The 26,064-nt window shown below is 40.9% G+C and carries 23 protein-coding genes; 12 read left to right on the top strand and 11 right to left on the bottom strand.

All coding sequences use genetic code 11. The features are described from left to right. Positions 1-618, bottom strand: a 618-nt coding sequence (gene aat, locus AC4E96_RS11805) for a leucyl/phenylalanyl-tRNA--protein transferase (RefSeq protein ID WP_490255952.1), incomplete at its 3' end; no start/stop codon positions are given. Between the two features lie 94 nt (positions 619-712). Next, positions 713-1,663 carry a thioredoxin-disulfide reductase gene (gene trxB, locus AC4E96_RS11800; protein WP_488033307.1) on the bottom strand — a complete coding sequence of 317 codons (951 nt, stop codon included), beginning with the start codon at positions 1,661-1,663 and terminating at the stop codon, positions 713-715. Positions 1,664-1,963: 300 nt separating this feature from the next. On the opposite strand from trxB, the gene AC4E96_RS11795 reads away from it, so the two are divergent. Next, positions 1,964-2,794 (top strand): hypothetical protein, encoded by an 831-nt coding sequence (locus AC4E96_RS11795; protein WP_490255951.1) that lies wholly within the window; start codon positions 1,964-1,966, stop codon positions 2,792-2,794. Between the two features lie 155 nt (positions 2,795-2,949). On the opposite strand, the gene ald is transcribed toward AC4E96_RS11795, so the two are convergent. Then, positions 2,950-4,080, bottom strand: a complete 1,131-nt coding sequence (ald, locus tag AC4E96_RS11790) for an alanine dehydrogenase (RefSeq protein WP_490255950.1) — start codon at positions 4,078-4,080, stop codon at positions 2,950-2,952. Positions 4,081-4,229: 149 nt separating this feature from the next. On the opposite strand from ald, the gene lrp reads away from it, so the two are divergent. From lrp to AC4E96_RS11755, 7 genes are all read left to right on the top strand, one after another. Next, positions 4,230-4,688: a leucine-responsive transcriptional regulator Lrp gene (gene lrp, locus AC4E96_RS11785; protein ID WP_488033310.1), complete on the top strand. Its 459-nt coding sequence runs from the start codon at positions 4,230-4,232 to the stop codon at positions 4,686-4,688. Between the two features lie 115 nt (positions 4,689-4,803). Continuing rightward, the gene (locus AC4E96_RS11780; RefSeq protein WP_490255949.1) at positions 4,804-7,638 is read left to right on the top strand and encodes a DNA translocase FtsK; all 2,835 of its coding nucleotides are present in this window, start codon (positions 4,804-4,806) and stop codon (positions 7,636-7,638) included. Beyond that, positions 7,638-8,363, top strand: a complete 726-nt coding sequence (gene lolA / locus AC4E96_RS11775) for an outer membrane lipoprotein periplasmic chaperone LolA (RefSeq protein ID WP_490255948.1) — start codon at positions 7,638-7,640, stop codon at positions 8,361-8,363. Before AC4E96_RS11780 ends, lolA begins: the two co-directional genes overlap by 1 nt. A gap of 129 nt (positions 8,364-8,492) precedes the next feature. Then, positions 8,493-9,788, top strand: coding sequence for a replication-associated recombination protein A (locus AC4E96_RS11770; RefSeq protein WP_490255953.1), 1,296 nt, complete (start codon positions 8,493-8,495; stop codon positions 9,786-9,788). Further along, positions 9,788-10,171, top strand: coding sequence for a fluoride efflux transporter CrcB (gene crcB / locus AC4E96_RS11765; RefSeq protein WP_488033313.1), 384 nt, complete (start codon positions 9,788-9,790; stop codon positions 10,169-10,171). The genes AC4E96_RS11770 and crcB overlap by 1 nt, the downstream gene beginning before the upstream one ends. Before the next feature lie 60 nt (positions 10,172-10,231). Further along, entirely contained in the window at positions 10,232-11,545 is a 1,314-nt protein-coding gene (gene serS / locus AC4E96_RS11760; RefSeq protein ID WP_488033314.1) for a serine--tRNA ligase, read from the top strand. A 105-nt stretch (positions 11,546-11,650) separates the two neighbouring features. Then, entirely contained in the window at positions 11,651-11,944 is a 294-nt protein-coding gene (locus tag AC4E96_RS11755; RefSeq protein WP_490255947.1) for a DUF3301 domain-containing protein, read from the top strand. Between the two features lie 40 nt (positions 11,945-11,984). On the opposite strand, the gene nadD is transcribed toward AC4E96_RS11755, so the two are convergent. From nadD to leuS, 4 genes are all read right to left on the bottom strand, one after another. Then, complete coding sequence (gene nadD / locus AC4E96_RS11750; RefSeq protein WP_490255946.1) at positions 11,985-12,611, bottom strand: nicotinate (nicotinamide) nucleotide adenylyltransferase; 627 nt, start codon at positions 12,609-12,611, stop codon at positions 11,985-11,987. Continuing rightward, the gene (gene holA / locus AC4E96_RS11745; RefSeq protein WP_490255945.1) at positions 12,592-13,665 is read right to left on the bottom strand and encodes a DNA polymerase III subunit delta; all 1,074 of its coding nucleotides are present in this window, start codon (positions 13,663-13,665) and stop codon (positions 12,592-12,594) included. Before holA ends, nadD begins: the two co-directional genes overlap by 20 nt. 13 nt (positions 13,666-13,678) lie before the next feature. Then, positions 13,679-14,197, bottom strand: coding sequence for an LPS-assembly lipoprotein LptE (locus AC4E96_RS11740; protein ID WP_490255944.1), 519 nt, complete (start codon positions 14,195-14,197; stop codon positions 13,679-13,681). A gap of 171 nt (positions 14,198-14,368) precedes the next feature. Continuing rightward, on the bottom strand, positions 14,369-16,951 hold the full coding sequence (leuS, locus tag AC4E96_RS11735; RefSeq protein WP_488033319.1) for a leucine--tRNA ligase: 2,583 nt from the start codon (positions 16,949-16,951) through the stop codon (positions 14,369-14,371). Between the two features lie 283 nt (positions 16,952-17,234). On the opposite strand from leuS, the gene AC4E96_RS11730 reads away from it, so the two are divergent. Then, positions 17,235-19,661: a Lon protease family protein gene (locus AC4E96_RS11730; RefSeq protein WP_490255943.1), complete on the top strand. Its 2,427-nt coding sequence runs from the start codon at positions 17,235-17,237 to the stop codon at positions 19,659-19,661. A gap of 69 nt (positions 19,662-19,730) precedes the next feature. Here AC4E96_RS11730 and AC4E96_RS11725 read toward each other — a convergent pair whose 3' ends face one another. From AC4E96_RS11725 to gloB, 3 genes are all read right to left on the bottom strand, one after another. Then, a complete protein-coding gene (locus AC4E96_RS11725) occupies positions 19,731-20,339 on the bottom strand; it encodes a hypothetical protein (RefSeq protein WP_490255942.1) in 609 nt (202 codons plus the stop codon). Between the two features lie 22 nt (positions 20,340-20,361). Then, positions 20,362-21,984, bottom strand: a complete 1,623-nt coding sequence (locus tag AC4E96_RS11720) for a lytic transglycosylase (RefSeq protein ID WP_490255941.1) — start codon at positions 21,982-21,984, stop codon at positions 20,362-20,364. Between the two features lie 117 nt (positions 21,985-22,101). Continuing rightward, entirely contained in the window at positions 22,102-22,875 is a 774-nt protein-coding gene (gene gloB, locus AC4E96_RS11715; RefSeq protein WP_490255940.1) for a hydroxyacylglutathione hydrolase, read from the bottom strand. 82 nt (positions 22,876-22,957) lie between these two features. Here gloB and AC4E96_RS11710 point away from each other — a divergent pair, with 82 nt between their 5' ends. Continuing rightward, a complete protein-coding gene (locus AC4E96_RS11710) occupies positions 22,958-23,713 on the top strand; it encodes a class I SAM-dependent methyltransferase (protein ID WP_488033324.1) in 756 nt (251 codons plus the stop codon). Here AC4E96_RS11710 and AC4E96_RS11705 read toward each other — a convergent pair. Next, a complete protein-coding gene (locus tag AC4E96_RS11705) occupies positions 23,700-24,170 on the bottom strand; it encodes an acyl-CoA thioesterase (protein ID WP_488033325.1) in 471 nt (156 codons plus the stop codon). The genes AC4E96_RS11710 and AC4E96_RS11705 overlap by 14 nt on opposite strands. Positions 24,171-24,410: 240 nt before the next feature. Here AC4E96_RS11705 and AC4E96_RS11700 point away from each other — a divergent pair, with 240 nt between their 5' ends. Together AC4E96_RS11700 and AC4E96_RS11695 are read left to right on the top strand one after the other, a co-directional pair. Further along, a complete protein-coding gene (locus tag AC4E96_RS11700) occupies positions 24,411-25,163 on the top strand; it encodes an electron transfer flavoprotein subunit beta/FixA family protein (protein WP_488033326.1) in 753 nt (250 codons plus the stop codon). Then, a partial coding sequence (locus tag AC4E96_RS11695; RefSeq protein WP_490255939.1) for an electron transfer flavoprotein subunit alpha/FixB family protein occupies positions 25,160-26,064 on the top strand: 905 nt, incomplete at its 3' end. The genes AC4E96_RS11700 and AC4E96_RS11695, both read left to right, overlap by 4 nt.

Genomic DNA, 26,064 nt, shown 5'->3' with positions numbered 1-26,064 from the left:
TCCCATCGACATTAAGTATGGGTTGGGTAATTGGCAGTCAATGAGTGCATTTTTATAGGGCTTCAAAAGTTGTCCTAATACTAATAATGCTAATTTCGAGGCGTTGGGTTTACTAGAGAACATAGACTCTCCACAAAAACAACTTCCAACCGCTACACCATAAAGCCCACCGACTAATTGCTTTTGGTCATTTTGAGTTTCCCAAACTTCGATAGAGTGTGCTGTACCATCATTGTGAAGAGCCTGATAAGCATCTTGCATCTCGGGAAATATCCAAGTTCCATTATCTTCGCTTCTCGGCAGAGCACATTGCTGGATGACATTGTTGAAACTTTGATTAATAGACACTTGATAACGACACTTCCTAAGAAACTTTTTGAGTGACTTATTTAAACGTATTTCATCAATTTCAATAATGGCTCTCGGGTCTGGTGACCACCACAGCAAAGGCTCATTGTCGGAGTACCATGGAAATATTCCAGAGAAATAGGCTTTTTTTAATCGAAGCAACGATAAGTCGCCGCCAACGGCTAACAGCCCTGGTGGCTCATCTAACGCCTGATGAATTGGTGGAAACCATGTCTCGTCGTCATTTAAATAATACAAACTTTGTTTCATAGGCTAACTTTATACTAAAAAAGGAGCTGAGTAGCTCCTTTTTGTTATTTTTATAAAACTAGAAGCCCTTTACATTTAGGCTTGTTGTTCGTTTTTATTTAGCATCCAAATAGCGCTCTGCGTCAAGCGCTGCCATACAACCTGTACCTGCAGACGTTATTGCTTGACGGTAAATATGGTCACAAACGTCACCGGCAGCGAATACGCCTTCAACGCTAGTTGCTGTAGCGTTACCGTCCAAGCCAGAGTTAATTTTGATATAACCATTGTTCATTTCGAGTTTGCCTTCAAACATGCCAGTGTTTGGCTTGTGACCGATGGCAATAAACACACCCATTACATCAAGCTCTTCTTTTGAATCAGACTTGGTGTCTTGTAAACGGATACCTGTAACGCCCATGTCGTCGCCTAAAACCTCATCAAGTGTCCGGTCAGTGTGAAGAACAATATTTCCGTTCTCAACTTTGTCCATAAGTCGTTTAACTAAGATCTTTTCAGCTCTGAATGTATCACGACGATGCACTAAATGGACTTCTGAAGCGATGTTAGATAAATAAAGAGCTTCTTCGACAGCAGTGTTACCACCACCAACTACCGCTACTTTTTGATTTCGATAAAAGAAACCATCACAAGTTGCACAAGCAGAAACACCGCGACCCATAAACGCTTGTTCAGAGTCTAAGCCTAAGTACTGCGCAGAAGCGCCTGTGCAAATAATTAAAGCATCACAAGTATAAGATGCACTATCACCTTTTAATTTGTATGGCTTCTCTGAAAAATCAACTTCGTTGATATGATCAAATATGATCTGCGTGTCGAACTTTTCTGCGTGCTCTTTCATGCGATCCATCAGTTTAGGACCTGTTAGGTCATTTGCATCACCTGGCCAATTCTCAACTTCGGTTGTCGTAGTTAGCTGACCACCTTGTTGCATACCTGTAATTAGAACCGGGTTCAAATTTGCTCTGGCTGCATATACTGCGGCAGTGTAACCCGCAGGGCCAGAACCTAAAATAACTAAACTATGATGCTGAACTGCACTCATGTAAAACTCCAAAAATAAAACTTGAATATTTAATGGGGGAATATTAACTAACATCAAGGGTAAATGGGAACGAATTATTGTGATTAATTTATATTTAGCGAACAAAAAAGGAGGTTATCTTTTCTTGTTTATCAGTGTCGCTCAAAAATTGAACTGTATTAGTGGTTACAAATGGTATACATTGGTAATTAAGCAAAAAAGGTACGTAGATTTTACCTACTGTGGATTGTATTGGTCTTTACTTATTTAAAGTAGGTAACTAGGCCGTGATAAGTAGATAATTGGGAATGGATGTTGTACTTGATAAATAACAAAAATAACTTGTTTATTTGGTATGTAAGTGTGTTTTTGACTTTATTGTCATTACCTACTTTTGTTGTTGCCAACCCGGATGAACATGCAGCCGTGAAAACAACCACAAACGCTCAGGGTCAGCCTCAGAAGTTTGTGTTGGGCGTTGAGGATTTACATTACTTTCCACTTTTTGACTTTAAAAACGCCCATGACACTTTCACAACTGAATTATTTTCAGAGTTTGGTGAACAATACGGCTATCAGTTTGAATATTATCCGATGCCAGTGAAGCGTTTTGGTATGTGGTTATTTGAGCAGGATATCGACCTGAAATTCCCTGACAATTCAAGATGGAATGAGTCTGAAGAAGTCAATCGCCTTTCAAAAAATATAACCTATAGTAAGCCAGTTTTACATTTAGTTGCCGGAACCATCACATTCAACGAAAGAATAAAACAGAAAGAAGATGTGAAAGTATTGGGAACGCTTTTGGGGTTTTATCCTACTAAGTGGATCGATGAGATTAAATCTGGAGACGTGGTTCTATACGAGAGCTCTTCTACATTGATGTTGATTCAGCAATTAATAAGAGGGCAGTTAGATGCGATAGACATAGAGCCATCAGTCGTCAACTATTACTTGAATAAAATACGTCAAAACGAGCAAGCTTTGATTAACAGAAATATTGATTATGAAGTGTACTCATATCATTTATCTTCTTTGAAGCATCCTTACTTGATTAAAGACTTTGATGAGTTTTTAGTAAAAAACAGTGACTTTGTTCAATATCTCATTGAAAAGTACGAAATTGTTGATCACCGCCCTTATCTGAAATAACCCATTCAATAAACAGATAACACTCCAAAATCATCAAAAAAATGTGGTGACTTAGCCTAAAAGCCAAATACACAGGCAATAAAAAAGGCCAGTGAAATAAAAACTCACTGGCCTTGGACTTTAATGTAGATATTAACTGTGGTTAAGTCATCTTGTTACAGCTGTAGGGCTGCTGTTGCTTCCATGTACTCTAGGCCAAGTTGTTCACCAAGCGCGTCAACTACGGCTTTGTAAGTTACTTTACCTTTGTGTACATTCAGACCATTTAGTAAATGCTGGTCTTCTAACATAGCACGTTTAGGGCCTTTGTTAGCCAATGCTAAGCCAAATGGCAATGTTGCGTTATTCAATGCCATTGTTGACGTACGAGCTACACCACCAGGCATGTTAGCAACACAGTAATGAACCACATCATCAATCACGTATGTTGGTTCTTGGTGCGTTGTTGCTTTTGATGTTTCGAAACAACCGCCTTGGTCAATCGCAACGTCAACTAAGACTGCACCAGGTTTCATGTTTTTGATGTGTTCTTTTGTGATTAGTTTAGGAGCAGCTGCACCTGGGATGAGAACAGCACCAACAACTAAATCTGCTTCTGCAGTGTACTTGTCAATCGCGTCTACCGTCGAGTATACGGTTTTTACTGTGCCACGGAAAATATCGTCTAGTTGACGTAAACGTGGTAATGAACGGTCTAAAATTGTTACGTCTGCGCCCATGCCGACAGCCATCTTAGCTGCGTTTGTACCGACAACACCACCGCCGACAACAACGACTTTTGCAGGAGCAACGCCTGGTACACCACCTAACAATGTACCGCTACCGCCTTGTGCTTTTTCAAGGTGGTGTGCGCCGGCTTGAATTGACATACGACCTGCAACTTCACTCATCGGTGCAAGAAGCGGTAAACCACCGTGGTTATCAGTCACTGTTTCGTACGCAATACAGGTTGCACCTGATGCAACTAAGAGTTCAGTTTGCGTTGGGTCTGGGGCAAGGTGAAGATAAGTGTAAAGTGTTTGACCTTCACGCAACATTTTACATTCGTTAGGCTGCGGTTCTTTTACCTTTACAATCATTTCTGCAGTCGCAAAAATTTCTTCTGGTGTGTCAATGATCGAAGCACCTGCTGCAATGTAATCTTCGTTATAGAAGCCAATCGCTGCACCTGCATTTTTTTCGATAAGTACTTGGTGACCGTTAGCAACAAACTCTTTTGCTGCTGCTGGTGTTAGGCCGATACGGTATTCATGGTTTTTGATTTCTTTAGGTACACCGATAATCATGTTCATTACCTTTTATGTTTGTGTGTGACTGATGTCAAAATTTGCGGGCATTATAGGGATATACTTACAAAATTAATCACTGTATTTTTATTAAAAACGATATATTATCTTGAGTAATTATTCTTATTTAGTGAATGGTGTAGGTTTTTGTGGATAGGATAGATAAAAAGATATTGACCGAACTTCAAGTTAACGGCCGGATTTCTAATTTAGAACTTAGTAAAAAAGTGGGGCTTAGCCCAACTCCTTGTTTAGAACGGGTAAGAAGGCTAGAACGCCAGGGGGTTATTGAAGGGTATCAAGCCGTTCTCAATGCAGAGGCCGTTGGTGCTAACATGTTGGTATTTGTTGAAATTACGTTAGAAAAGACAGCGCAAGACGTTTTTAGCGACTTTTCTAAAGCAGTGGAAAAGCTCGATGAAATATTGGAGTGTCACTTAGTATCGGGAAGCTTTGATTATCTTTTAAAAACTAGGGTTAAAAACATGTCCTCTTATCGGAAACTTCTTGGTGAGACACTTTTAAAACTACCGTCGGTAAGTGCTAGTAGAACCTATGTTGTGATGGAAGAAGTTAAAACCAACAGACCAACACCGATTTACATCTAGTTTGTCCTGTAAAACAATGAAAAACGCCATGAAATACCCTAATTTTTTTGTTAGATTAAGGGGCTCTCACTGACATTTTTCTAATTATAATTTCGAGAGCCTGGAGTATCGAACATTGAGTGACCAGCAACCTTCATTTTTGAATGGATTTCAACGCCTTTTAGAGGTTGGCCTTATCTTAGCCGGCGCGATTTCTATTTATATTCTCATTACCTTATTCTCATTTGACCCTGCAGACCCAAGTTGGTCAAAAACAGGTAACTACGAATTCATCAAAAATGCTGGTGGTGCATTTGGTGCTTGGCTTTCCGATATTCTATTGTTTACTTTTGGCTGGTTGGCGTTTTTTATTCCGGTCCTTGTTTCTCTAATTGGCTGGCTATTTTTTAGGAAGTTTCATGACTTAATTGAAGTTGATTACCTAGCTCTGGGGCTTCGCTTGCTTGGGTTTGTCTTTTTTGTCGTTGGGTTGTCAGCCATTTGCAGTATGAACTTTGATGACATTTATTTTTATTCTTCAGGCGGAATCGTAGGTGACGTCATAACCTATTTACTTGTTCCGTTATTTGGATTTACCGGTTCAACTCTTCTGTTTTTGGTGAGTTTGATGATGGGCTTTACCTTGATGACAGGTATTTCTTGGTTGAACGTTATTGATGGTATTGGGAAATATACAATCTTAAGTTCAGTTTGGCTTTACAACACGGGAAGAGACTTATTAGGTGTGGATGCGCCTAAAGTACAAAACCAAACGGCTGAATCTGGTTTGACAGCAGAGTCGATTAAAGAAAAGGCGAATAAAGAACAAAGTGAAGTTGAACAGTCAACGGTTAACTCAGAAGACAATAGTTTTGAAAAAAATAACAAATCACTTAAACAAGATAGTGACAAGCCAAACGACTCAAATGCCATAAACCCAAGCACTAAAGAAGAACAACGCTCATTGTTAGCGCAGTTTTTTGCCAAAGCAGATGATTCTGAAGACTTATCGGACAAAGGATCAAATAACAGAAAGGACCATGTTGAAGCTTCAAGCTTTAATGAGGTGTCAGAAAAAGATAACACGGACGGCGCTCAATTTAATGATCTGCGCGACAGTCAAGCATCTGATCTTGTTGTTAGTGGACCTGCAGATGAGCAAGGTGTAAGTAAAGAAAAATCGAAGACGGCTAATTCAGTCTCGTTTGATGATGATATGCCTTTTGAATTTGGTACGACACAACCGACGAATAATGACTCACCAATGGAACAGGTTGACTCATTAAGTTATACGTCAATTGATGATGAGCTAACCGATGATGACATTATGGGCGCATTGGAAGGTATGCAAAGTACTGGGGAGCCAATCGCTCGCGATACAATGGCCTCTCAAAAACCTGAAGGTCAGTCAAATAGTGGTATCTTGGTTCCTGAGGCAAAACCTGAACCTGAGCCAATTACATTACCTTCACTTGAGTTGCTAGACCGCCCAGATAAAGTAGAAAACCCGGTTTCTCAGGAAGAACTTGATGCAGTTTCAAGACTGGTTGAAGAAAAACTTTTGGACTTTAACATTCAAGCAGAAGTGGTTGGCGTATACCCAGGTCCAGTAATTACACGATTCGAATTAGATTTAGCACCAGGTATAAAAGTAAGTAAGATTTCGGGGTTGTCCAAAGATTTAGCACGTTCTTTATCTGCTATGAGCGTTCGTGTTGTCGAAGTTATTCCTGGTAAGTCATACATAGGCTTGGAGATCCCAAATAAACACAGACAAATTGTTCGATTATCAGAGGTCATGGATAGCCCTGGCTTTGAAAAGGCTGATTCACCTCTAACGATGGTGTTAGGTAAAGACATTGGTGGTAAAGCGGTTGTCGTAGATCTTGCAAAAATGCCTCACTTGTTGGTGGCGGGTACGACAGGTTCCGGTAAATCAGTTGGTGTTAATACGATGATTTTGAGCCTTCTGTATAAGTCGACGCCGGATGAAGTGCGCTTGATAATGATTGACCCTAAGATGCTTGAGCTTTCCGTTTACGAAGGTATTCCTCATTTGTTATCTGAAGTGGTCACCGACATGAAAGAAGCGGCAAATGCGTTGCGCTGGTGTGTTGGTGAAATGGAACGCCGTTATAAGCTGATGTCGGCTTTAGGTGTTAGAAACCTAAAAGGTTACAACGCCAAAATCGATGCTGCTAAAGAAGCTGGTCAGCCAATTAGAGACCCATTGTGGCGTTCTACCGATAATATGTTAGAAATGCCGCCAGAGTTAGAGCGACTGCCAGCTATCGTCGTCGTCATCGATGAATTTGCCGACATGATGATGATCGTCGGGAAAAAAGTAGAAGAGCTGATAGCTCGTATCGCGCAAAAAGCCCGTGCAGCAGGTATACACTTAGTACTTGCGACGCAAAGGCCGTCTGTTGACGTTATTACCGGTCTTATCAAAGCGAACATACCTACACGAATGGCATTCCAAGTTTCTTCAAAGATTGACTCCAGAACCATTTTGGATCAACAAGGCGCAGAAAACCTGTTAGGTATGGGTGACATGTTATACCTTCCGCCAGGTTCTGGTGTGCCAACACGTGTTCATGGTGCGTTCGTCGATGACCACGAAGTGCACGCAGTAGTTAACGATTGGAAGTCAAAAGCTAAGCCAAATTACATTAAGGAAATCCTCGAAGGTGAAATGACCGAAGAGAATATGTTACCTGGTGAAGCTGCTGAAATGGCAGAAGGCGAAGAAGTCGATCCGGTATTTGATGAAGCCGTTGCATTTGTTACGGAAACGAGAAAAGTATCTATTTCTAGTATTCAACGTAAGTTGCGAATTGGCTATAACCGCTCAGCTCGTATTGTCGAGCAAATGGAAGCGATGGGCATTGTAAGTACACCGGCTGCAAACGGCAGCCGTGAAGTATTAGCACCAAAGCACCCAACTGAAGAGCAAGGAGAATTAATTTAATGTTAAAAAGCACAATACTGGCCAGTGTAGTAATGGCAATAATTTTGCCGATTCAAGCACAAGCGTTATCTGAGCTTCCTGCTCAACCAGTACACACTTTTGATGAATCTGCGGTGACCGGCAACATTGGGCAAAGCGATGAAATAAAAGAGGTATTAAAGCAGCTAGATGGCTTTGCAGCCCAGTTTACCCAGACTGTCGTTGATGCGGATGATAATCAGATCCATAGCGCAAAAGGCTCCTTAACGTTCAAACAGCCAGGTAAATTTATTTGGCAGGTGAACGAACCTGATGAAGAGTTACTAATTTCAGATGGCCAATCGGTTTGGTGGTTTAATCCTTTTGTAGAGCAAGTTTCAATTTATGAAGCAAACCATGCCGTCACAACAACGCCGTTTGCGTTACTAGTCAATGATGATCCCGCCGTATGGGACAACTTTGCGATTCAGACAAATAACAACGGTTTTGTCATCACTCCGCTTAATTTAAACGACGCTCAGGTCATAAGACTGGAAATTATATTAAAGGGTGATGGTACTAAATCGATTGATAAATTACTCATTACTAGTAGAAGTCGCCAGGTCAGTGAGTATCAATTATTTGACCACAAAAAAGTATCTCCTAAGGACACTGATTTTGTATTTACTATTCCCGCTGGAGTAGATATCGACGATCAACGACCGACCTCTGTTCAAACAAATGCTAACGGCAATGTTCAGTATTAGAAAGTCCACAGTTTCGAAGACGAGGTAGACCTAGTGAGTGATCAAAATTCGTTTGGCTTTGAAAGTCTGTCAAATGGTGGTGAGTCCCAAAAGGACTCCCTCACGGATAGTAAGCTGGGCTTAAGTGATATGCCACTTGCCGCTCGAATGAGACCAACGTGTATTGATGATTATGTTGGTCAAACTCATCTAGTTGGTGAGGGTAAAGCGCTTAGAAAAATGATTGAAGCAGGGCATTGCCATTCGATGATTTTGTGGGGACCTCCTGGGACTGGAAAAACCACACTAGCTGAGTTACTTGCTCGCTATTGTAATGCTGAGGTAGAAACCTTATCTGCAATTAATTCTGGTGTGAAAGATATAAGAGCAACCGTTGAGCGCGCAGAGCACAGAAGACAACAAAGTGGCAAGAAGACACTGTTGTTTGTCGATGAGGTGCATCGATTTAATAAAAGCCAGCAGGATGCTTTTTTACCTTACATCGAAAATGGCACAGTGACGTTTATAGGGGCAACAACTGAAAACCCATCCTTTGAACTCAATAACGCAATTTTAAGTCGAGCCAGAGTTTACGTTCTAAAAAGCATAGAGACTTCTGATCTGGAGTTTCTGCTTAAAAGAGCCTTAACGGATAGTGAAAAGGGCTTAGGTGAACAAAATTTACACCTGTCAGAAGACAACAAGGCTTTGTTGATTTCATTATCAGGTGGAGACGGTCGACGTTTACTGAACTACCTAGAAATTTGCAGTGACTTAGTTTCAGAGGATGGGGTTATCACCGCTGAAATTATCGAACAGGCGACCGGTAATCAGATGGCGACATTTGATAAAGGCGGCGACCACTTTTATGATCTTATTTCTGCTTTTCACAAGTCGGTAAGGGGCTCAAGCCCAGATGGAGCCTTGTATTGGTACGCACGCATATTAGCTGGTGGCGGAGATCCACTGTACGTGGCAAGGCGCTTATTGGCCATAGCATCTGAAGATATCGGCAATGCAGATCCAAGGGCATTACAAATTGGATTAAATGCGTGGGATGTCTTTCATAGAGTGGGTCCAGCAGAAGGTGAGCGTGCAATTGCCCAAGCGGCCATTTATATGGCCAGTGCGGCCAAAAGTAATGCAACGTATATGGCGATTAATCAAGCCAAACGACTCGCGGCTGAAACGGGAGATTTAGCGGTACCAACTCATTTAGTTAACGCACCAACAGAGTTAATGAAATCGTTAGAAAAGGGCAGTGAATACCGTTACGCTCATGATGAACCAAATGCATATGCCGCTGGTGAAAGCTATTTGCCTACAGAGATTCAAGACGAACAGTTTTATTACCCAAGTGAACGTGGTTTAGAAACTAAGATTAAAGAAAAGCTCGATTACTTAAAAAGTTTGGATCAAGCTAGTCCAAATCAGAGAAGTCGATAATGCCGCTCGGAGCAAATTTAATTTTTGTGGCCCTAGGCGGCGCACTAGGCGCGACGTTGAGGTTTACGATTCATCACTTTTTGACATTATGGCTAGGTAAAGGCTTTCCTTTTGGGACATTAACCGTCAATATCATAGGTTCATTTTTATTAGGGCTCTTATTTAGCTTAATAGAACATGGTATAGTCGCGGACCTACCTTGGCGTTCGCTGTTAGGTATCGGTTTGTTTGGTGCATTTACGACTTTTTCCACTTTTTCATTGGATACCTTGTTACTATTACAACAAGGCGAATGGCTGAAAGCTTTATTAAATGTGTGCTTAAACGTGTTCGTATGTTTATTAGCTGCTTGGCTAGGAATGCAACTGGCGATACCCAGATAAGATACGCACTGAAACGAATAAATTAGATAATTAAAAATTACAAATAGGTTAAAGGTTACAATGTTAGATCCTAAGTTTCTAAGAAATGATATTCAAGAAACCGCAACGAGATTGGCTGCACGTGGCTTCGAAATTGATGTTGCTCAGTTAACTGCGTTGGAAGAACGCCGCAAAACATTACAGACGGCAACGCAAGAGTTACAAAACGAGCGCAACGCAAAGTCCAAAAGTATCGGTCAAGCAAAAGCTCGTGGTGAAGATATTCAACCTTTATTAGATAGCGTTGCTGACTTAGGTGACAAACTAGACGCAGCTAAATCTGAGCTACAATCTTTATTACAAGAAATCGATACTATCGCTTTATCAGTACCAAACTTGCCGCACGAAGACGTGCCTGCAGGTAAGTCTGAAGAAGAGAACGTTGAAGTATTGAAGTGGGGCGAGCCAACAGAGCTTGGTTTTGAACCTAAAGATCACGTAGATTTAGGTGAATCGTTAGACTTAGGCTTAGACTTTGCAATGGGTACTAAGCTAAGTGGTGCACGCTTTACGGTTATGAAAGGTAAAATCGCTCGTTTAAACCGTGCTTTAGCTCAATTTATGTTAGACCAGCATACAGAGCAGCATGGTTACACAGAAGCGTACGTTCCTTATTTAGTAAATCACGAAAGTCTTCAAGGCACGGGTCAATTACCTAAATTTGCCGAAGATCTATTCCACACACAACCGTTGACGGGTCAGTCTGAAAACTCTGAAGAGCAAGATCAGCGTAAGCTTTCTTTGATCCCGACTGCAGAAGTACCACTGACTAACTTTGCGCGTGATGTTATCTTCGATGAAACAGAGTTACCGTTAAAGTTAACGGCACATACGCCTTGTTTCCGTTCTGAAGCGGGCTCATACGGCCGTGATACTCGTGGTCTTATTCGCCAGCATCAATTCGACAAAGTAGAATTAGTCCAGGTTGTTAAGCCAGAAGACTCAAACCAAGCATTAGAAGAGTTAACTGGTCACGCAGAAACTATCCTTCAAAAGCTTGGTTTACCATATCGAAAAGTTGTTTTGTGTACTGGTGATATGGGCTTCTCGGCGACTAAGACATATGACTTAGAAGTATGGTTACCAGCTCAAAACACATATCGTGAGATTTCATCTTGCAGTAACATGGGCGACTTCCAAGCACGTCGTATGCAAGCGCGTTTCCGTGCTAAAGGTGCGAAGAAACCTGAGTTAGTTCATACACTTAATGGTTCTGGTCTTGCAGTGGGTAGAACTTTAGTAGCCGTATTAGAAAACTACCAAAATGAAGACGGTAGCATCACGGTACCTGAAGCGTTAGTGCCTTACATGGGTGGCGTTACTTTAATCAAGTAACGTTTTACATTCAAAACGATGAAGAATTAAAGACGCGACCTCACTAAGTCGCGTTTTTTCTAATAGCTCAAGCAAAATACCTGCAAGAATAAAAGAGGAAATAACGTGTTTGACTTACAAGCCGTCTGGTTGTTGATTCTGTTTGGAATAATTATTTGGCTGTTTTGGCAAACAAGAAAAGTTGCCGAACGAGCACGAGTTGCTGGGAAACAATATTGTCAGCAGCACCACTTACAACTTTTGTCAATTGCACTGTCTACTTGGAAGTTGTCTTTGAAGGGCGGCTTAAAGATACAAGCGTTTTTTGATTTAAATTACAGTGCCGATGGTTTGACAGCTAAGCAAGGCGAAATAATTATTTCCAATGGCAAGGTGGAACAAATTAGTCATTGGTCTTAAATGGATTTATCTAAAGCAAAGTCTATTAACAAGAAATGTTTCAGTCAATATACAGTTGGTGCGAAGTAATATAGTCAAAAACTGACGACGGCATTAGTCGAGAACGTCTCTCAATATCACCTTGGCGTACTGCAGTCGATGAAATATCGTATTCAACTGAATCAATAAGGTGAATGGTTTGTCCTAACCGTTGGCTTATTTCTTTGTCTAAACTCGACTCGTCAAGTGTATATCCAGGACGCGCTAAAACATATAAAAAAGTTTTTTCGAGAATCTCACGCCATTTATACCACGAAGTAAAAGTTAATAAAGAGTCCATTCCGATTATAAAGCCCAGCGATTGCCCAGGTGATAATTTTTTACGAAAATGAGACAAGGTATTTGCAGTATATGAAGGCTCTGTAAGCGTTATTTCATAATCGCTAACATGAACTGGGCAATAAAAGTCCTCGTTATATTCATTTACGCCGAGCTCGGTCATTTTCAATCTATCAGCGCTCGAAACTTTAGGCGCAGCCTTGTGCGGCGGGATATGACAGGGAATATAGACAACTTCTTGTGGCTTTACTTTATGTGAAAGTACTGCGACCGGTTTTACATGTCCGAGGTGGAGGGGATTAAAAGTACCACCATACAAGAGTACTAAATTAGGCGCCGAGTTGTTCATGTTCACAAACAGGCCATTCAAACTGATTCAAATGTTCATGACCACACAACAATAAACAAATGTGTGCTACGAGCGTGTAAGGGCAAGTCATTTGATATTGTTTAAGTGCGATATCGAACTTTGCTAGATTTTTAATTACCGAGTTAATAATTTGTGGTGACAAACGCTGTGAAGCTTGTCGGTACCCCGCTTGCTTATTTTTCCAGATACGGTGTTCGTCAAAGACTTGGTTAATGTTCAGATTTAGGTGCGATGCTTCCTGGATTGCTCTTAGAATTAACGCGTCCTTTTGCAAAGACCACAATAAAATATTAGGTTCGAACTCTTCAAGTTTTAAGCGAGATAGAATCGTAAGGCTAAGTTGGGCATCACCTGATAAAACCGCGTCCATTAATTGAAAAACTGTGAATCGAGATTGGTTTTCAACATAATTCTTGACGGCATTAAGTGACAAGCTTGGACTGTCAGGTAAAGCCATCTTTAATTTATCGAGCTCTTGAGAACATGCCAATAAGTTACCAGCAGTAAAACTTAGTAAATAATCCTGTGCGTCTTGAGGCATGGTCAATTGGCGTTTGGTTAGTTGAGTACCTAACCACCGTTTTAGATGGTGACCGTCGATTTCATATACGGGAACATACAGCCCTTTATTACTCAATGCTTTAAACCACGCCGTTTTAGTTTGCGCGGCATCTAGTTTGGGGCCGAACATGACCAAAATAGTTTCACTGCCAGGCGAGCTAGACAGTTCAATTTCAATTTCTTTGACAATATCGGCCGCGGCTTTACTCAACTTGGAAGACGTTAATTCAAGCTCTATAAGTTTACTACTCGCAAACAGAGATAGTTCTTGGCAATGTTGCCTTAACTCTTGCCAATCAAATTGATCGTCTTCAACTAATCGAATGACCTCCTGAACACCAATCGATTTTGCCTTAGCTTTGATAAGGTCTCTTGATTCGCTTATCTGAAACGGCTCGTCGCCGAATAGTAAATAACAAGGCTTAATCTCTTTTGCTAATTCTGCGGCCAATTGATTGGCATAAATTTTCATTTTAAATAAGCCTTTACTGCAGCATCATTAACTGGGCCAATATACGGTCACTCGCTATAACTCTCAACTCATTGAGGATGAGGGCGCGTTCTCTTTCTTTAGCAAGTGCGTTGTTGGGATCGTCTTGAAATTCACGACTTAGTTCTACCGTAAATGACTGACTTTCACCATTTGGTCTAAATATTACAAAATTTGCATAATACAACAGCTCATATTCCGCTATTTGTCCATTTGGGAATAAGGATAATGTACGTCGTTGGAAACTCTCTGGTAGAAGTTTTAGTTCTGCAGCGTTTTGTTGGTAACGTTCTATAACATTAACCTGATTTTGTTTTAAGCGAGCTTTTACTTGTTTTAAGAGAGGGTTGAACTTTTGCTCGGAGCTGACATATAGCGTTTTTAATGATTCTGGAAGATAGTATTGCCCTTTGAGTTTAAAACCACAGCCAGAAAGTAGCAGGAGGGTAGATACAACAAAGATTACTTTTGAAAACCAAGTGGCGAAACTCTTAATAGGATGTATTTGCAACATATTATGCCTAATTAATGACAGCTAAAGTTGGTGTTTAATTCAAACGGGCGAAATTATTTACGAAAAACCCAATTAACCATAAAGAACAAAAGGCCGCAACTAGATTATGAATCTTAATGCGGCCTTAAATTTTCCATGACTAATTTGCTAGAGACGTAGTTGCGTTACAATTTAGTTTGCAACTATGTTCAGCAATTTGCCTTTTACGAAAATAACCTTACGGATGGTTTTGTCAGCAGTGAACTTCTGAACGTTTTCATCATTAAGGCCTAGCTCTCGAATACTCTCTTCAGATGCGTCTGCTGCCACTGTCAACTTCGCACGGACCTTACCGTTAACCTGAACAATAATAAGCTTTTCATCTTCTACAAGCGCCGCTTCGTCGACAACCGGCCATTGGGCATCATCTACCGACTCGGTGTTACCAAGTAACTGCCATAGTTCGTGACAAACGTGAGGGGTAATTGGCGTTAGCATTAACACGACTGCACTCATCGCCTCAAACATCACCGCTTTGTCTTCTTTCGAAGTCAATGGAGCTTTGTTCAACTTATTCGTCAGTTCCATCACAGCAGCAATGGCCGTATTGAAGGTATTACGACGACCTAAATCATCTGAAACCTTAGCAATAGTCTTGTGAACCTCGCGGCGAATCGATTTTTGATCAGAGTTTAGCGCTGATTTGTCTAAGTCTTTTTCAAGGCCAGCTTCGATCGTATCTTGAGTTAACTTCCAAACACGTTTAATGAAGCGATGTGCGCCTTCAACACCTGAGTCTGACCATTCTAATGTTTGCTCAGGAGGAGCAGTAAACATCATAAATAAACGAACCGTATCTGCACCTAGTGTTTGAATAACAGACTCTGGGTCGATACCGTTGTTCTTTGATTTAGACATTTTTGACATGCCAGCTGAAATAACCGGTTGCTTGTCTTCTTTGTGCCACGCCTTAACGATTCGGCCTTTTTCGTCGTATTCCGCTTCAACTTCTGTTGGTGAAATCCAAACTTTACCGCCTTTTTCGTCTTCACGGTAATAAGTGTCAGCCAATACCATGCCTTGACATAACAATTGTTTGAATGGTTCGTCTGAGTCAATTAGACCAACGTCACGCATTAATTTGTGGAAGAAACGAGCGTAAAGTAAGTGCAAAATAGCGTGCTCGATACCACCGATGTATTGATCAACAGGTAACCAGTAGTTCGCCTTACTTGGGTCTAACATCTTGTCATCAGACTCAGGTGAACAATATCTTGCATAGTACCAAGATGACTCCATAAAGGTGTCGAAGGTATCCGTTTCTTTAAATGCCGCTTGACCATTGATTGTCGTCTTAGCCCATTCTGGATCCGACTTGATTGGCGATGAAGAACCGTCCATCACAACGTCTTCTGGTAACACAACTGGTAGGTCTTGTTCTGGAACTGGAACTGATGTGCCGTCTTCTAGAGTAGCCATCGGAATTGGCGCGCCCCAGTAACGTTGACGTGATACGCCCCAATCGCGTAAACGGTAGTTAACTGTCTTTTTACCTTTACCCAGAGACTCAAGCTTTTCGACGATAGCATTAAATGCTGCATCAAAGTCCAAACCATCGAAGTCAGCTGAGTTAATCAACGGGCCTTTTTCTGTGTAGGCTGCAGCTGCGAGATCAAACTCGCTATCTGTACATTCAATAACTTGTTTGATAGGCAGGTCGTATTTAGTCGCAAATTCAAAATCACGTTGGTCGTGACCTGGTACCGACATAACAGCACCCGTACCGTAATTCATTAAGACAAAGTTAGCGGCCCAAACTGACACTTCTTCACCTGTAAGAGGGTGAGTCGCTTTTAGGCCGGTATCTATACCTAGCTTTTCCATTGTCGCCATGTCTGCTTCGGCAACAGACTGACTCTTACACTGTTCAATGAAATCAGCGAGTTCTGGGTTGGATTTAGCGGCTTCGAGTGCGATAGGGTGCTGCGCAGCAACAGCAACATAAGTCACACCGTATAAAGTATCAGGACGGGTAGTATAAACTTCTAGAGACTCGTCGCTATTTATTAAATCAAAAGTAACTTCTGCACCTTCTGAGCGGCCAATCCAGTTTTTCTGCATCGCTTTAACTGTATCTGGCCAACCTTCCAGTTGATCTAAATCGTTTAATAACTCTTCTGCATAGTCGGTAATTTTGATAAACCACTGTGGAATTTCTTTTTGCTCTACTAGCGCACCAGAGCGCCATCCGCGACCATCAATAACCTGTTCATTTGCAAGTACAGTTTGGTCCACTGGATCCCAGTTTACCGTTGCAGTCTTTTTATAAACTAAACCTTTTTCATAAAGCTTAGTGAAAAACCATTGTTCCCAACGGTAATACTCTGGCGTACAGGTTGCTACTTCACGGTCCCAATCGTAGCCAAAACCTAGGCTAGTTAGCTGACTTTTCATGTACTCGATGTTTTCGTAAGTCCACTTTGCAGGCGCTGTTTTGTGCTTAATTGCTGCGTTTTCTGCAGGCAGGCCAAACGCATCCCAACCCATTGGCTGCATAACGTTTTTGCCTTGGAGGCGTTGATAGCGCGAAATAACATCACCGATGGTGTAGTTTCTAACGTGACCCATGTGCAGTCGGCCACTTGGATATGGCAGCATTGACAAGCAATAATATTTTTCTTTTGTTGGATCTTCGGTAACTTTAAAAACTTGTTGGTCTTGCCAATGTTTTTGAACGCGTTGTTCTATCTCGCGATGATTATATTCTGCTTGCATGGATGATTCTCAAAAAATTTGAAATAAACGAAACCGTTACAGGTCGACAATTATAGTTAAGCAAACCTGAAGGTGGTGCAGCACACTTTTTAAGCGTCTACAACCCGTTAATACCTATAGAAAATTAGGTGCTAAGGATACCCAATTCAACCATTGCCAACAAGCGAACTTTGCAAAATTATAATAAAGAGTAGCCATTTTTAGTCATAAAGAAAGTCATGCGTTTTTTGGCAATTCGATATAGACTAAAAACATAAATAAAATTCAAAATGTTATTCAATTTATGAACAAAAATAAGTCGTTTCGGTTAAGCTCACATTCTTTGGCACCAACCTTAGATCTCGAACACATTTCAAAAATATTAGAGTCAAACCAAACGAACGAAGTGAACTTTATCGGCCAGGAGCGTGCGCAGCAAGCACTTGAATTTGGCCTAGACATGACGATGAAAGGGTACAATTTATTTGTCATGGGTGAACCTGCTACGGGCCGTCACACACTGATAAATAACCACCTAAAAGAAGTAGCAAAAGATAAAGAGACTCCAAAAGAGTGGTGTTATGTCAATAACTTCGATGAGCCTAGAGCACCAAATTTTATTCCTTTAGCACCAGGGGAAGGTAACCGACTTAACAAAGATATTGATGGTTTAATTGAGGATATCCTTGATACATTTCCCGCTGCGTTTGACAACCCAGCGTTTCAGAGAAAGTGGCGCAATATAGAACAGCATTTTAATCAAAAGTACCAAGATGCTATTGATGAAGTCGAATCAGTGGCGAACGCTAATAAAGTATTATTGCTTGAAGAAAAAGGTACGGTAAGTTTTGCACCTGTTCTTGATGGTAAGCCGTTAGGCGAAAATGAATTTGCTGCGTTAGACGAAAAAACTAAAAAGCATTTTTATGAGATAATCGGCGAGCTAGAAACAACGCTCACTGAAACTCTGTTAGAACTTCCACAATGGAAAAGAGAGATGTTTGAAGCTCAACGAAAGTTGAGCAAAGAAACAATAGAAAACGCATTGAAACCCATTCTTAAAGAATTTGAGCACAAATATGCGGCGGAATTGGGAATTGTTAAGTTTGTAAAGGATATGCGTGACACGCTCATTGAAATCATTCAAGACTACCTCTCATCTCAAGCTGATGATGAGAAAGAAGCCGATGAAATCGATGTGCGTAAAGTCTTAGAAGAGCAACTCACCCCTAATGTTTTTACGCGACAAGAACCGAATGCGGGTGCGCCAATTATTTATGAAGCAAACCCTACCTTTCAAAATGTATTTGGTCGTATTGAGTATAGTTCGGTCCAGGGCTCTGTTTATACCAGTTATCAAATGATTCGTCCTGGTGCACTTCATCGTGCCAACGGTGGCTTTTTACTCATAGAGGCTGACAAATTAATCAGTCAACCCGCCGTTTGGGATGCGTTAAAACTCGCTATTAAGAGCCATCAAATAAAAATGGAGTCGCCAAGCGGAGAGGCCAATATTGTCAACGCTTCAAGTTTGAACCCTGCACCTATTCCACTTGATATTAAAGTAATACTCATGGGCTCGCGTGAGCTTTATTATTTAATGCAAGAGTACGACAGTGAGTTTAATGAATTATTTAGGGTATTGGCTGATTTTGAACACTACATTCATTTGAATGATAAAGTCCTATATGGGTTCGTACAAAAAGTAAAGGCGTATGCGTCCGAGCATAAAATGACACTATCGGCAGGAGCCGTAAGCGAGTTATTGCGATTTAGCTTTAGGCAAGCAGAACACCAACATAAACTATCTGCTCGTTTCGCCGATGTTTTGGAGCTTGTCGGTGAAGCTCAATTTTTTGCAAAACGGGACTATACAAAGTCTGAATTTGAACCTGTTGATTTTACTTTATTACATATTGACCAAAAACATGTAACGCAAGCATTGGCGGCCAAACAAGTTCGGTCTGGACAAATTAGTGAGTCTTTTTTGGAAGATATACAAGAGGGACAAATTCTAATCAATACCGATGGCTATGAGGTTGGCAAGCTAAATGGTCTCACCGTATTAGAAATTGGCGATACCGCTTTTGGTACTCCAGCGCGAATCTCAGCGACTGTTTATGCAGGCTCTACAGGTGTCATTGATATTGAACGAGAAGTAGAGCTAGGCAAAGCGATACATTCTAAAGGTGTAATGCTATTAAGCGGTTATTTAGGTAATAAATACGCCCAAGACTTTGCCTTATCATTTTCTGCTAACATTGCTCTTGAACAAAGTTATGGCCATATTGACGGCGATAGCGCCAGTTTAGGTGAGGTTTGTACACTGTTGTCTGCCATTACTCAAATTCCTCTAGACCAAGGGATTGCGATTACCGGCTCAATAAACCAACATGGACAGGTACAATCGGTTGGTGGCGTAAATGAAAAAATCGAAGGTTTTTATAAACTGTGCGCTGCTAGAGGTCTAACAGGTACACAAGGGGTTATTATTCCAAAAACGAACTGTATTAATTTGGTTTTAAATTCTGAAGTACAAAGGGCAGTCGAAAAGGGTAGTTTTCACATTTATGCGGTTGATTGTGTGGATGATGCGCTGACATTACTAACAGGTAAAGTTGCCGGTGAAATGTCTGTAAGAGGTCGTTACCCACGTGACTCAGTAAATGGCATTGCCGCCCAGCGATTGCGTCATATAGCGGATATAGTTAATCATGAGTTTGCAGAATAAGCGCAACAAAAAAGGGTTAATGCACATGCATTAACCCTTAGTTTTCAATACGTTCGTAGATTTAACCAATTACGACTCAGGTGGTTTACATTCAGTTTTCTCTTCACCTTCCTGGTCACTTTTTTCTTCATCGCCGTCTTTTTTGTCACCATCTTCTTTTGGCTCACATTCATTTTTCGCTCGATTTAAGCCTAGACTTGCTACCATGCCATCAACAGTGATTTCCTCGATACCGTCATCGTTGTAATTGAAGGTGATTTGGGCCAGCTTATTTTTAAAGAAATAATCCTTATCGTCTATTGCTAGAATATAATCGCCTTTGACAGGCTTGTTTAATACTTCTTTGTACAGACGAATATTATGGTCGCCCAATTGCCACTCGAACGACTTGATTGGGCGTTTATTAAATTCCTGAACCCAAACAAAATTATTTTCCTGTAAGACAATTGCAATACTATATTTTTCAGGGCGTCCTGCAACTTTGTACTCGAACTTACCGATTTTAAACTTGAAGTCATCACCAACTTGTTTAAATGCCATTGGCATGTCGCGCTTGATGACTTTTCCACGGGGATCAACGGCTTTTAACTCGCCTTCAAGTGAAAAGTCAGCGATGGTCACCGAACTGAATGTCATCATACTGATTGACAATATTAAAGATGAGATGAAACGTTTCATTTTATCTTCCTTTTTAACCTGCTTAGCTTCGAGTTACATCTACATACAACTTCAGGGCTTGACCAGGCTGGAGGTATTTTTGTGTGTCCAGCTGATTCCACTTAGCAATGTCACGAATGGCAACTTTAAACTTCTGTGCAATACGTGCTAAAGAGTCTCCGTTACGTACCTTGTATGTAACCTTTCTTACCACACCCTGAGCCTTATTATCTGAACTTACTTTTTTAGTCCAAATGACCAGCTTTTTGCCAGGTTTTAATGGATCTTTTGGAGCCATGCCATTCCACTTCGCAAGGCTTCTTAAATTAACCTTATATTTGCGGCTTATATCCCATAGAGTGTCACCGCTTTTTACAATATGCGTCAGTTTGGCACTTCCACGTGATTTGTTTTGGATTTTTTGCAAACGACTGCTCGCCGTTAATTCATATTGTTTTAATGACTTAGCAGAAGTAGGCACCATAATAGGCTGATTAACTCTGATGATGTTACCTGATAACTTGTTTACGTCTTGTAAAGTACTGACTGATACTTTGTATTTCGATGCAATTTCACCCAAGGTATCACCCGATTTAACCACGTAACGTGTCCAAGCCATGCGTTCTTGGTCATCTAAATTATCAAAGGCCTTCTGTAACTCATCTGCTTTTTCTATTGGCACAATAAACTTGTGTGGACCATTTGGATCAGTAGCCCATTGATTGTAACCAGGGTTTAACTTATGCAAATCGTTAAGTTCCATACCTGCAAGCTCTGCTGCCTTGGCGATGTCAATTTGTTTGTGAGCATCGACAACACGAATGTGCGGCTGATTCTTGATTGGATACCAAGCAATATTGAATTCATCAGAGCGCTTTAATAAATCAGCTAGCGCTAAAAGTTTAGGCACGTATGCTGTTGTTTCTTTCGGTAAATCAAGAGACCAAAAATCGGTTGGCAAATGTTTTTTGCGATTGCGCTTTATTGCTCGTAATACGCGACCTTCACCAGAGTTATAGGCGGCGATAGCATTCAGCCAGTCACCGTCTAAGGTTTTGTGTAAAAACGAAAGGTAGTCAAGCGCAGCGCGCGTCGACGCAACTACGTCACGGCGACCGTCGTACCACCATGTTTGCTTTAGCTTAAAGCGGTTGCCAGTACCTGGAATGAATTGCCATAAGCCCGATGCGCGACCGTGCGAGTAGGCAAATGGATCAAATGCGCTTTCAACAATTGGCAGTAGCGCAAGTTCTATTGGCATTTCACGCTTTTCGATTTCTTCTACGATAAAGTGTAAAAAAGGCTCTGCTCGTTTACCGACACGCTTAAAATAGCTAGGGTGTTTTGCGTACCAATTTCTCTCAGTAACCACTTGTCTGTTTTGTGGTACTTCCATAGTGAGTTGGTAGGCAATTCTATCCCAAACATCGGTAAACTCCTGAGGAGCTTCTTCTTCGATGATAGTGCCTATTTCACTTTCCAAAGCGGCAAGTGTTAATGCATCAACGACGTCGCTCGGATTTGCCGTTTGCTCTGGTACAGAAACCGAGGCTTTTTGTTTAGTGTTATTCGAGGAAAACAACGAGAAGTCTTCTGTTGTAGACTGACAACCAGCGAGAGAAAATAGGGCGGTTGATAGTAAAATGATTTTTTTGTTATTAAACATAAGGTAAATACACTGCCTAGACAGCAACCCGAGTTGATTTGAAAAAATTACAAGCATCATAACCTAAAGTTTTAATACTCGCGAATTTCTTTATTCGTATCTGTTTAACAGTCATGTTCAAAAGCTGTCTTTCCATTTACGCAAATTAGCAAAAACTTCGGTGTCACTACAATTTTGATTCATAGAAAATTTTTCGATAACCGCTTGTCTGACATCACTTTCAGACACACGTAAAAAGGGATTGACTAATTTTTCAGTCGCTAAAAGGGTAGGAATAGTCGCAGCATCTGCTTTTCTAAGGATATTAACTTGCTTCGAATATGATAATAACGCGTCGTTCCTTGGTGTTACATTTAGGGCAAAGTCACAATTAGATTTTGTGTATTCATGTGCACAAAAAACCTTCGTATCATTTGGTAAGCTCTTTATTGACTCTAATGATTGGTGCATTTGTTCAGGTGTACCTTCAAAAAGGCGACCGCAACCAACAGAAAATAGGGTATCACCAATGAATAAATTGGGTTTTGCGTAGAATGCAATATGGTCTATCGTGTGTCCTGGTACTGATATGACTTCATAAGTATCTATAGTTGCTTCAGGTTTAATACTGTCACCGTTTTGGCAAGGATGAGTTACCATGGTAAACCTCGACGTGCTTGGGCCAAAAACATTACAATCGGGAAATGAAGCCAGTAGCGTATTAACACCTCCTATGTGATCAGCGTGATGATGAGTGATCAAGATATCTGTCAGAACTAAATCGTTTTGCTCCAAATAGTCCAAAACCGGTTTGGCATCACCAGGGTCAACAACAAATGCTTTTTGGTTGCGGCCTTGTACAAGCCACAAGTAATTGTCTTCAAAAGCGGGTAATCGAACGATTTTGGTCATAAACTTTTCTTTACCTTTAAAAAATTTAACATTGTCGCCATACTAACTAAAGTCTAAAACATCTTGAAGAGGTTATCGCGATTTGAAACCAGCGTTAGGGTTCCAATGGATAAACCCACTCACCAAATGGGCAAGTATTCCAGCAGGCGAACGACTCAAACGAACAGAAGCTATCGTTATTAATGATCGCCTACAATATTGTTTTGGCCAGTATATGGTCAAAGTAGGCTCATTAAGTTGCGAATTAGATACGCCTACCTGCCTTATAAATAAACAAATAAACCTAGCCTCATCAATCGAACTTAACGATAAATTTGGTTTAATTACTGAATTCGATGAATTGGCAATACAATCTAACAGTATAGATGCGATAGTGGTGAGTCATGTAATTGAGTATTGCGCAGATCCCCATCAAGTATTGCGCGAGCTACACCGTGTTTTACTCCCGAATGGCAACATGATTATTTCGTTTTTTAATCCATTGTCATTTTTATTCTTGTATAAACTCTGGCCGAGTTCAAAATACAAAGAGTTCAAAAGAGGGCGTTTTTTTAGCGTTGCGAGAATAAAGGACTGGATGGATCTGCTTGGCTTTGAAGTCGTGGATGAACATAAGTTGTTTTATAGCCAGATAGGACAAGACAAAAAAGTATTAGATAATGGGACCTGGCCGACATTAATGAAAAACATTTTTCCATGGTGTGCTGGAGTGACGGTGCTTACCGTTAAGAAAAGAGAATGGCCGTTAACACCAATAAGGCCAAGACTCAGGTATAAAACCGTATTTAACCCTTCTGTAGGGCGTCCAAGTGTAAATACTAAAACTAAGACTGTTTGAGCCGTTTCTCAGCTTCAATTGAGAGTTCTTTCATATTAATGGCATAGTCTTGGAGCTTCTTGTCTTCTTGGGTTTGAGGTTCCCACGGCTCCACGAGGACTTTATCGCCATCAGCATCCACTGCTATAAATGTGATGATACAGTGATTCGTCTCTTGTGGGTCATTTTGTTTTGGATCAGTCGCTTTTACACTCACATAAATGTGCATGCTCGAATTTCCTGTATGTACGACTTTGGCTTCAACGGATACCAAATTTCCGACTAATACCGGTCTTACAAATCGAATTGCTCCAACCGAAACCGTAATACAATATTTGCCGCTCCATCCAGCCGCACAAGCATAAGCAGCTTGATCTATCCATTTCATCACGACACCGCCATGTACTTTACCGCCAAAATTTACATCCATTGGCTCGGCTAGAAAACGAAACTCAACACTACGACTTGGTTTTTGCATACAATTACCCTTAAAAAGTCATTTCTATAAGTGTGGTCAAGCTTTCAAAAAAAAGCTAGAAATCTTAGGCTTTTGGTTAGCCAATCGTAAGCTTACAGTTTTATTTACACTTTCTGGTGGTTTGATGAGCGTGTTAAGTTGACGTTTACGTAAACTGATATTAAATTGTCTGCCGAAAATCTAATAATAAAATCTATACTGAAGTAGCTTTTCAATTCGGTATTTATCTTAGGAGCATGTATGAAAATCCTAGTGCCTATTAAAAGGGTCATTGACTATAACGTTAAAGCCCGTGTTAAGGCCGATAACTCGGACGTGGACTTAGCTAATGTAAAAATGGCTATGAACCCATTTTGTGAAATTGCCGTCGAAGAAGCGGTAAGATTAAAAGAGCAAGGTAAGGCAGAAGAAGTCGTTGTTGTTTCTATCGGCGATAAAAGCTGTCAGGAGCAATTGCGCACAGCGTTAGCACTTGGTGCAGATCGTGCTATTCAAATCGAAACAGACAAAAAGTTAGGTTCTCTACAAGTAGCAAAAGTATTAAAAACGCTTGTAGAAAAAGAGCAACCGCAACTTGTTGTTCTAGGTAAACAATCGATAGATTCAGATAACAACCAAACCGGTCAAATGCTTGCTGCGTTGACACAAATGCCTCAAGGCACGTTTGCGTCTAAAGTAGAACTAGGCGAAGGCAAAGTTGCGGTAACTCGTGAAATTGACGGTGGTCTTCAAACGGTATCACTTTCACTTCCAGCAATTGTTACAACTGATTTACGCTTAAACGAACCTCGTTATGCATCTCTTCCAAATATCATGAAAGCGAAACGCAAACCTTTAGAGGTTGTTGCGATTGACGACTTAGGCATTGATGTATCAAGTAAGTTAACTCAACTTAAAGTTGAAGAGCCTGCACAACGTGAAGGCGGCGTAATGGTTGAGTCAGTAGAAGAGCTGATTGAAAAGTTAAAAAATGAAGCGAAGGTGATCTCATGAGCATTTTATTAATTGCAGAACACGATAATGCCGAATTAAAACAAGATACCTTAAAAGCGGCACACGCAGCTTCATTGATGGGGTCTGATATTACTATTTTAGTTGCTGGCCTCGGTGTTGAATCGGTTGCAGCAGAAGCGGCTAAAATTGCAGGTGTAACTAAAGTTTTAGTAGCTGATGATGCGGCTTATGAACACGCACTAGCAGAAAACGTATCTACTCTAATAGTTGGTTTAGCTGATGATTATTCTCATATCGTTGCACCTGCTACAACAACGGGTAAAAACTTCATGCCACGTGTTGCAGCATTGTTAGATGTTGAGCAAGTTTCAGACATTATTGCCGTTGAGAGCTCTAATACATTCAAACGTCCAATTTATGCCGGTAACGCCATTGCAACGGTTCAGTCTGAGTACGCGAAAAAAGTAATTACGGTTCGTGCAGCAGCGTTTGATAAAGCGGAGTTAACTGGCAGCGCAGCGATTGAGGCTGTTGCTTCAGCAGGCGATGCTGGCTTGTCTTCGTTTGTTGGACAAGAGTTAACTGAATCAGAGCGTCCAGAATTGACAGCTGCAAGTGTTGTAATCTCTGGTGGCCGTGGTATGCAAAATGGTGAGAACTTCAGTTTACTTGAAGGTGTTGCAGACAAACTAGGTGCAGCAGTAGGTGCATCTCGTGCAGCCGTTGATGCAGGCTTTGTTCCTAACGACATGCAAGTGGGTCAAACGGGTAAAATTGTTGCACCAGACCTATATATTGCGGTTGGTATTTCAGGTGCGATTCAACACCTTGCAGGGATGAAAGACTCTAAAGTTATTGTTGCTATTAATAAAGATCCAGAAGCTCCAATTTTCCAAGTCGCAGACTATGGGTTGGAAGCCGATCTTTTTGATGCATTACC

Source organism: Psychrosphaera sp. (assembly GCF_982872775.1).
This window is presented reverse-complemented; position numbering and strand designations above follow the sequence as displayed.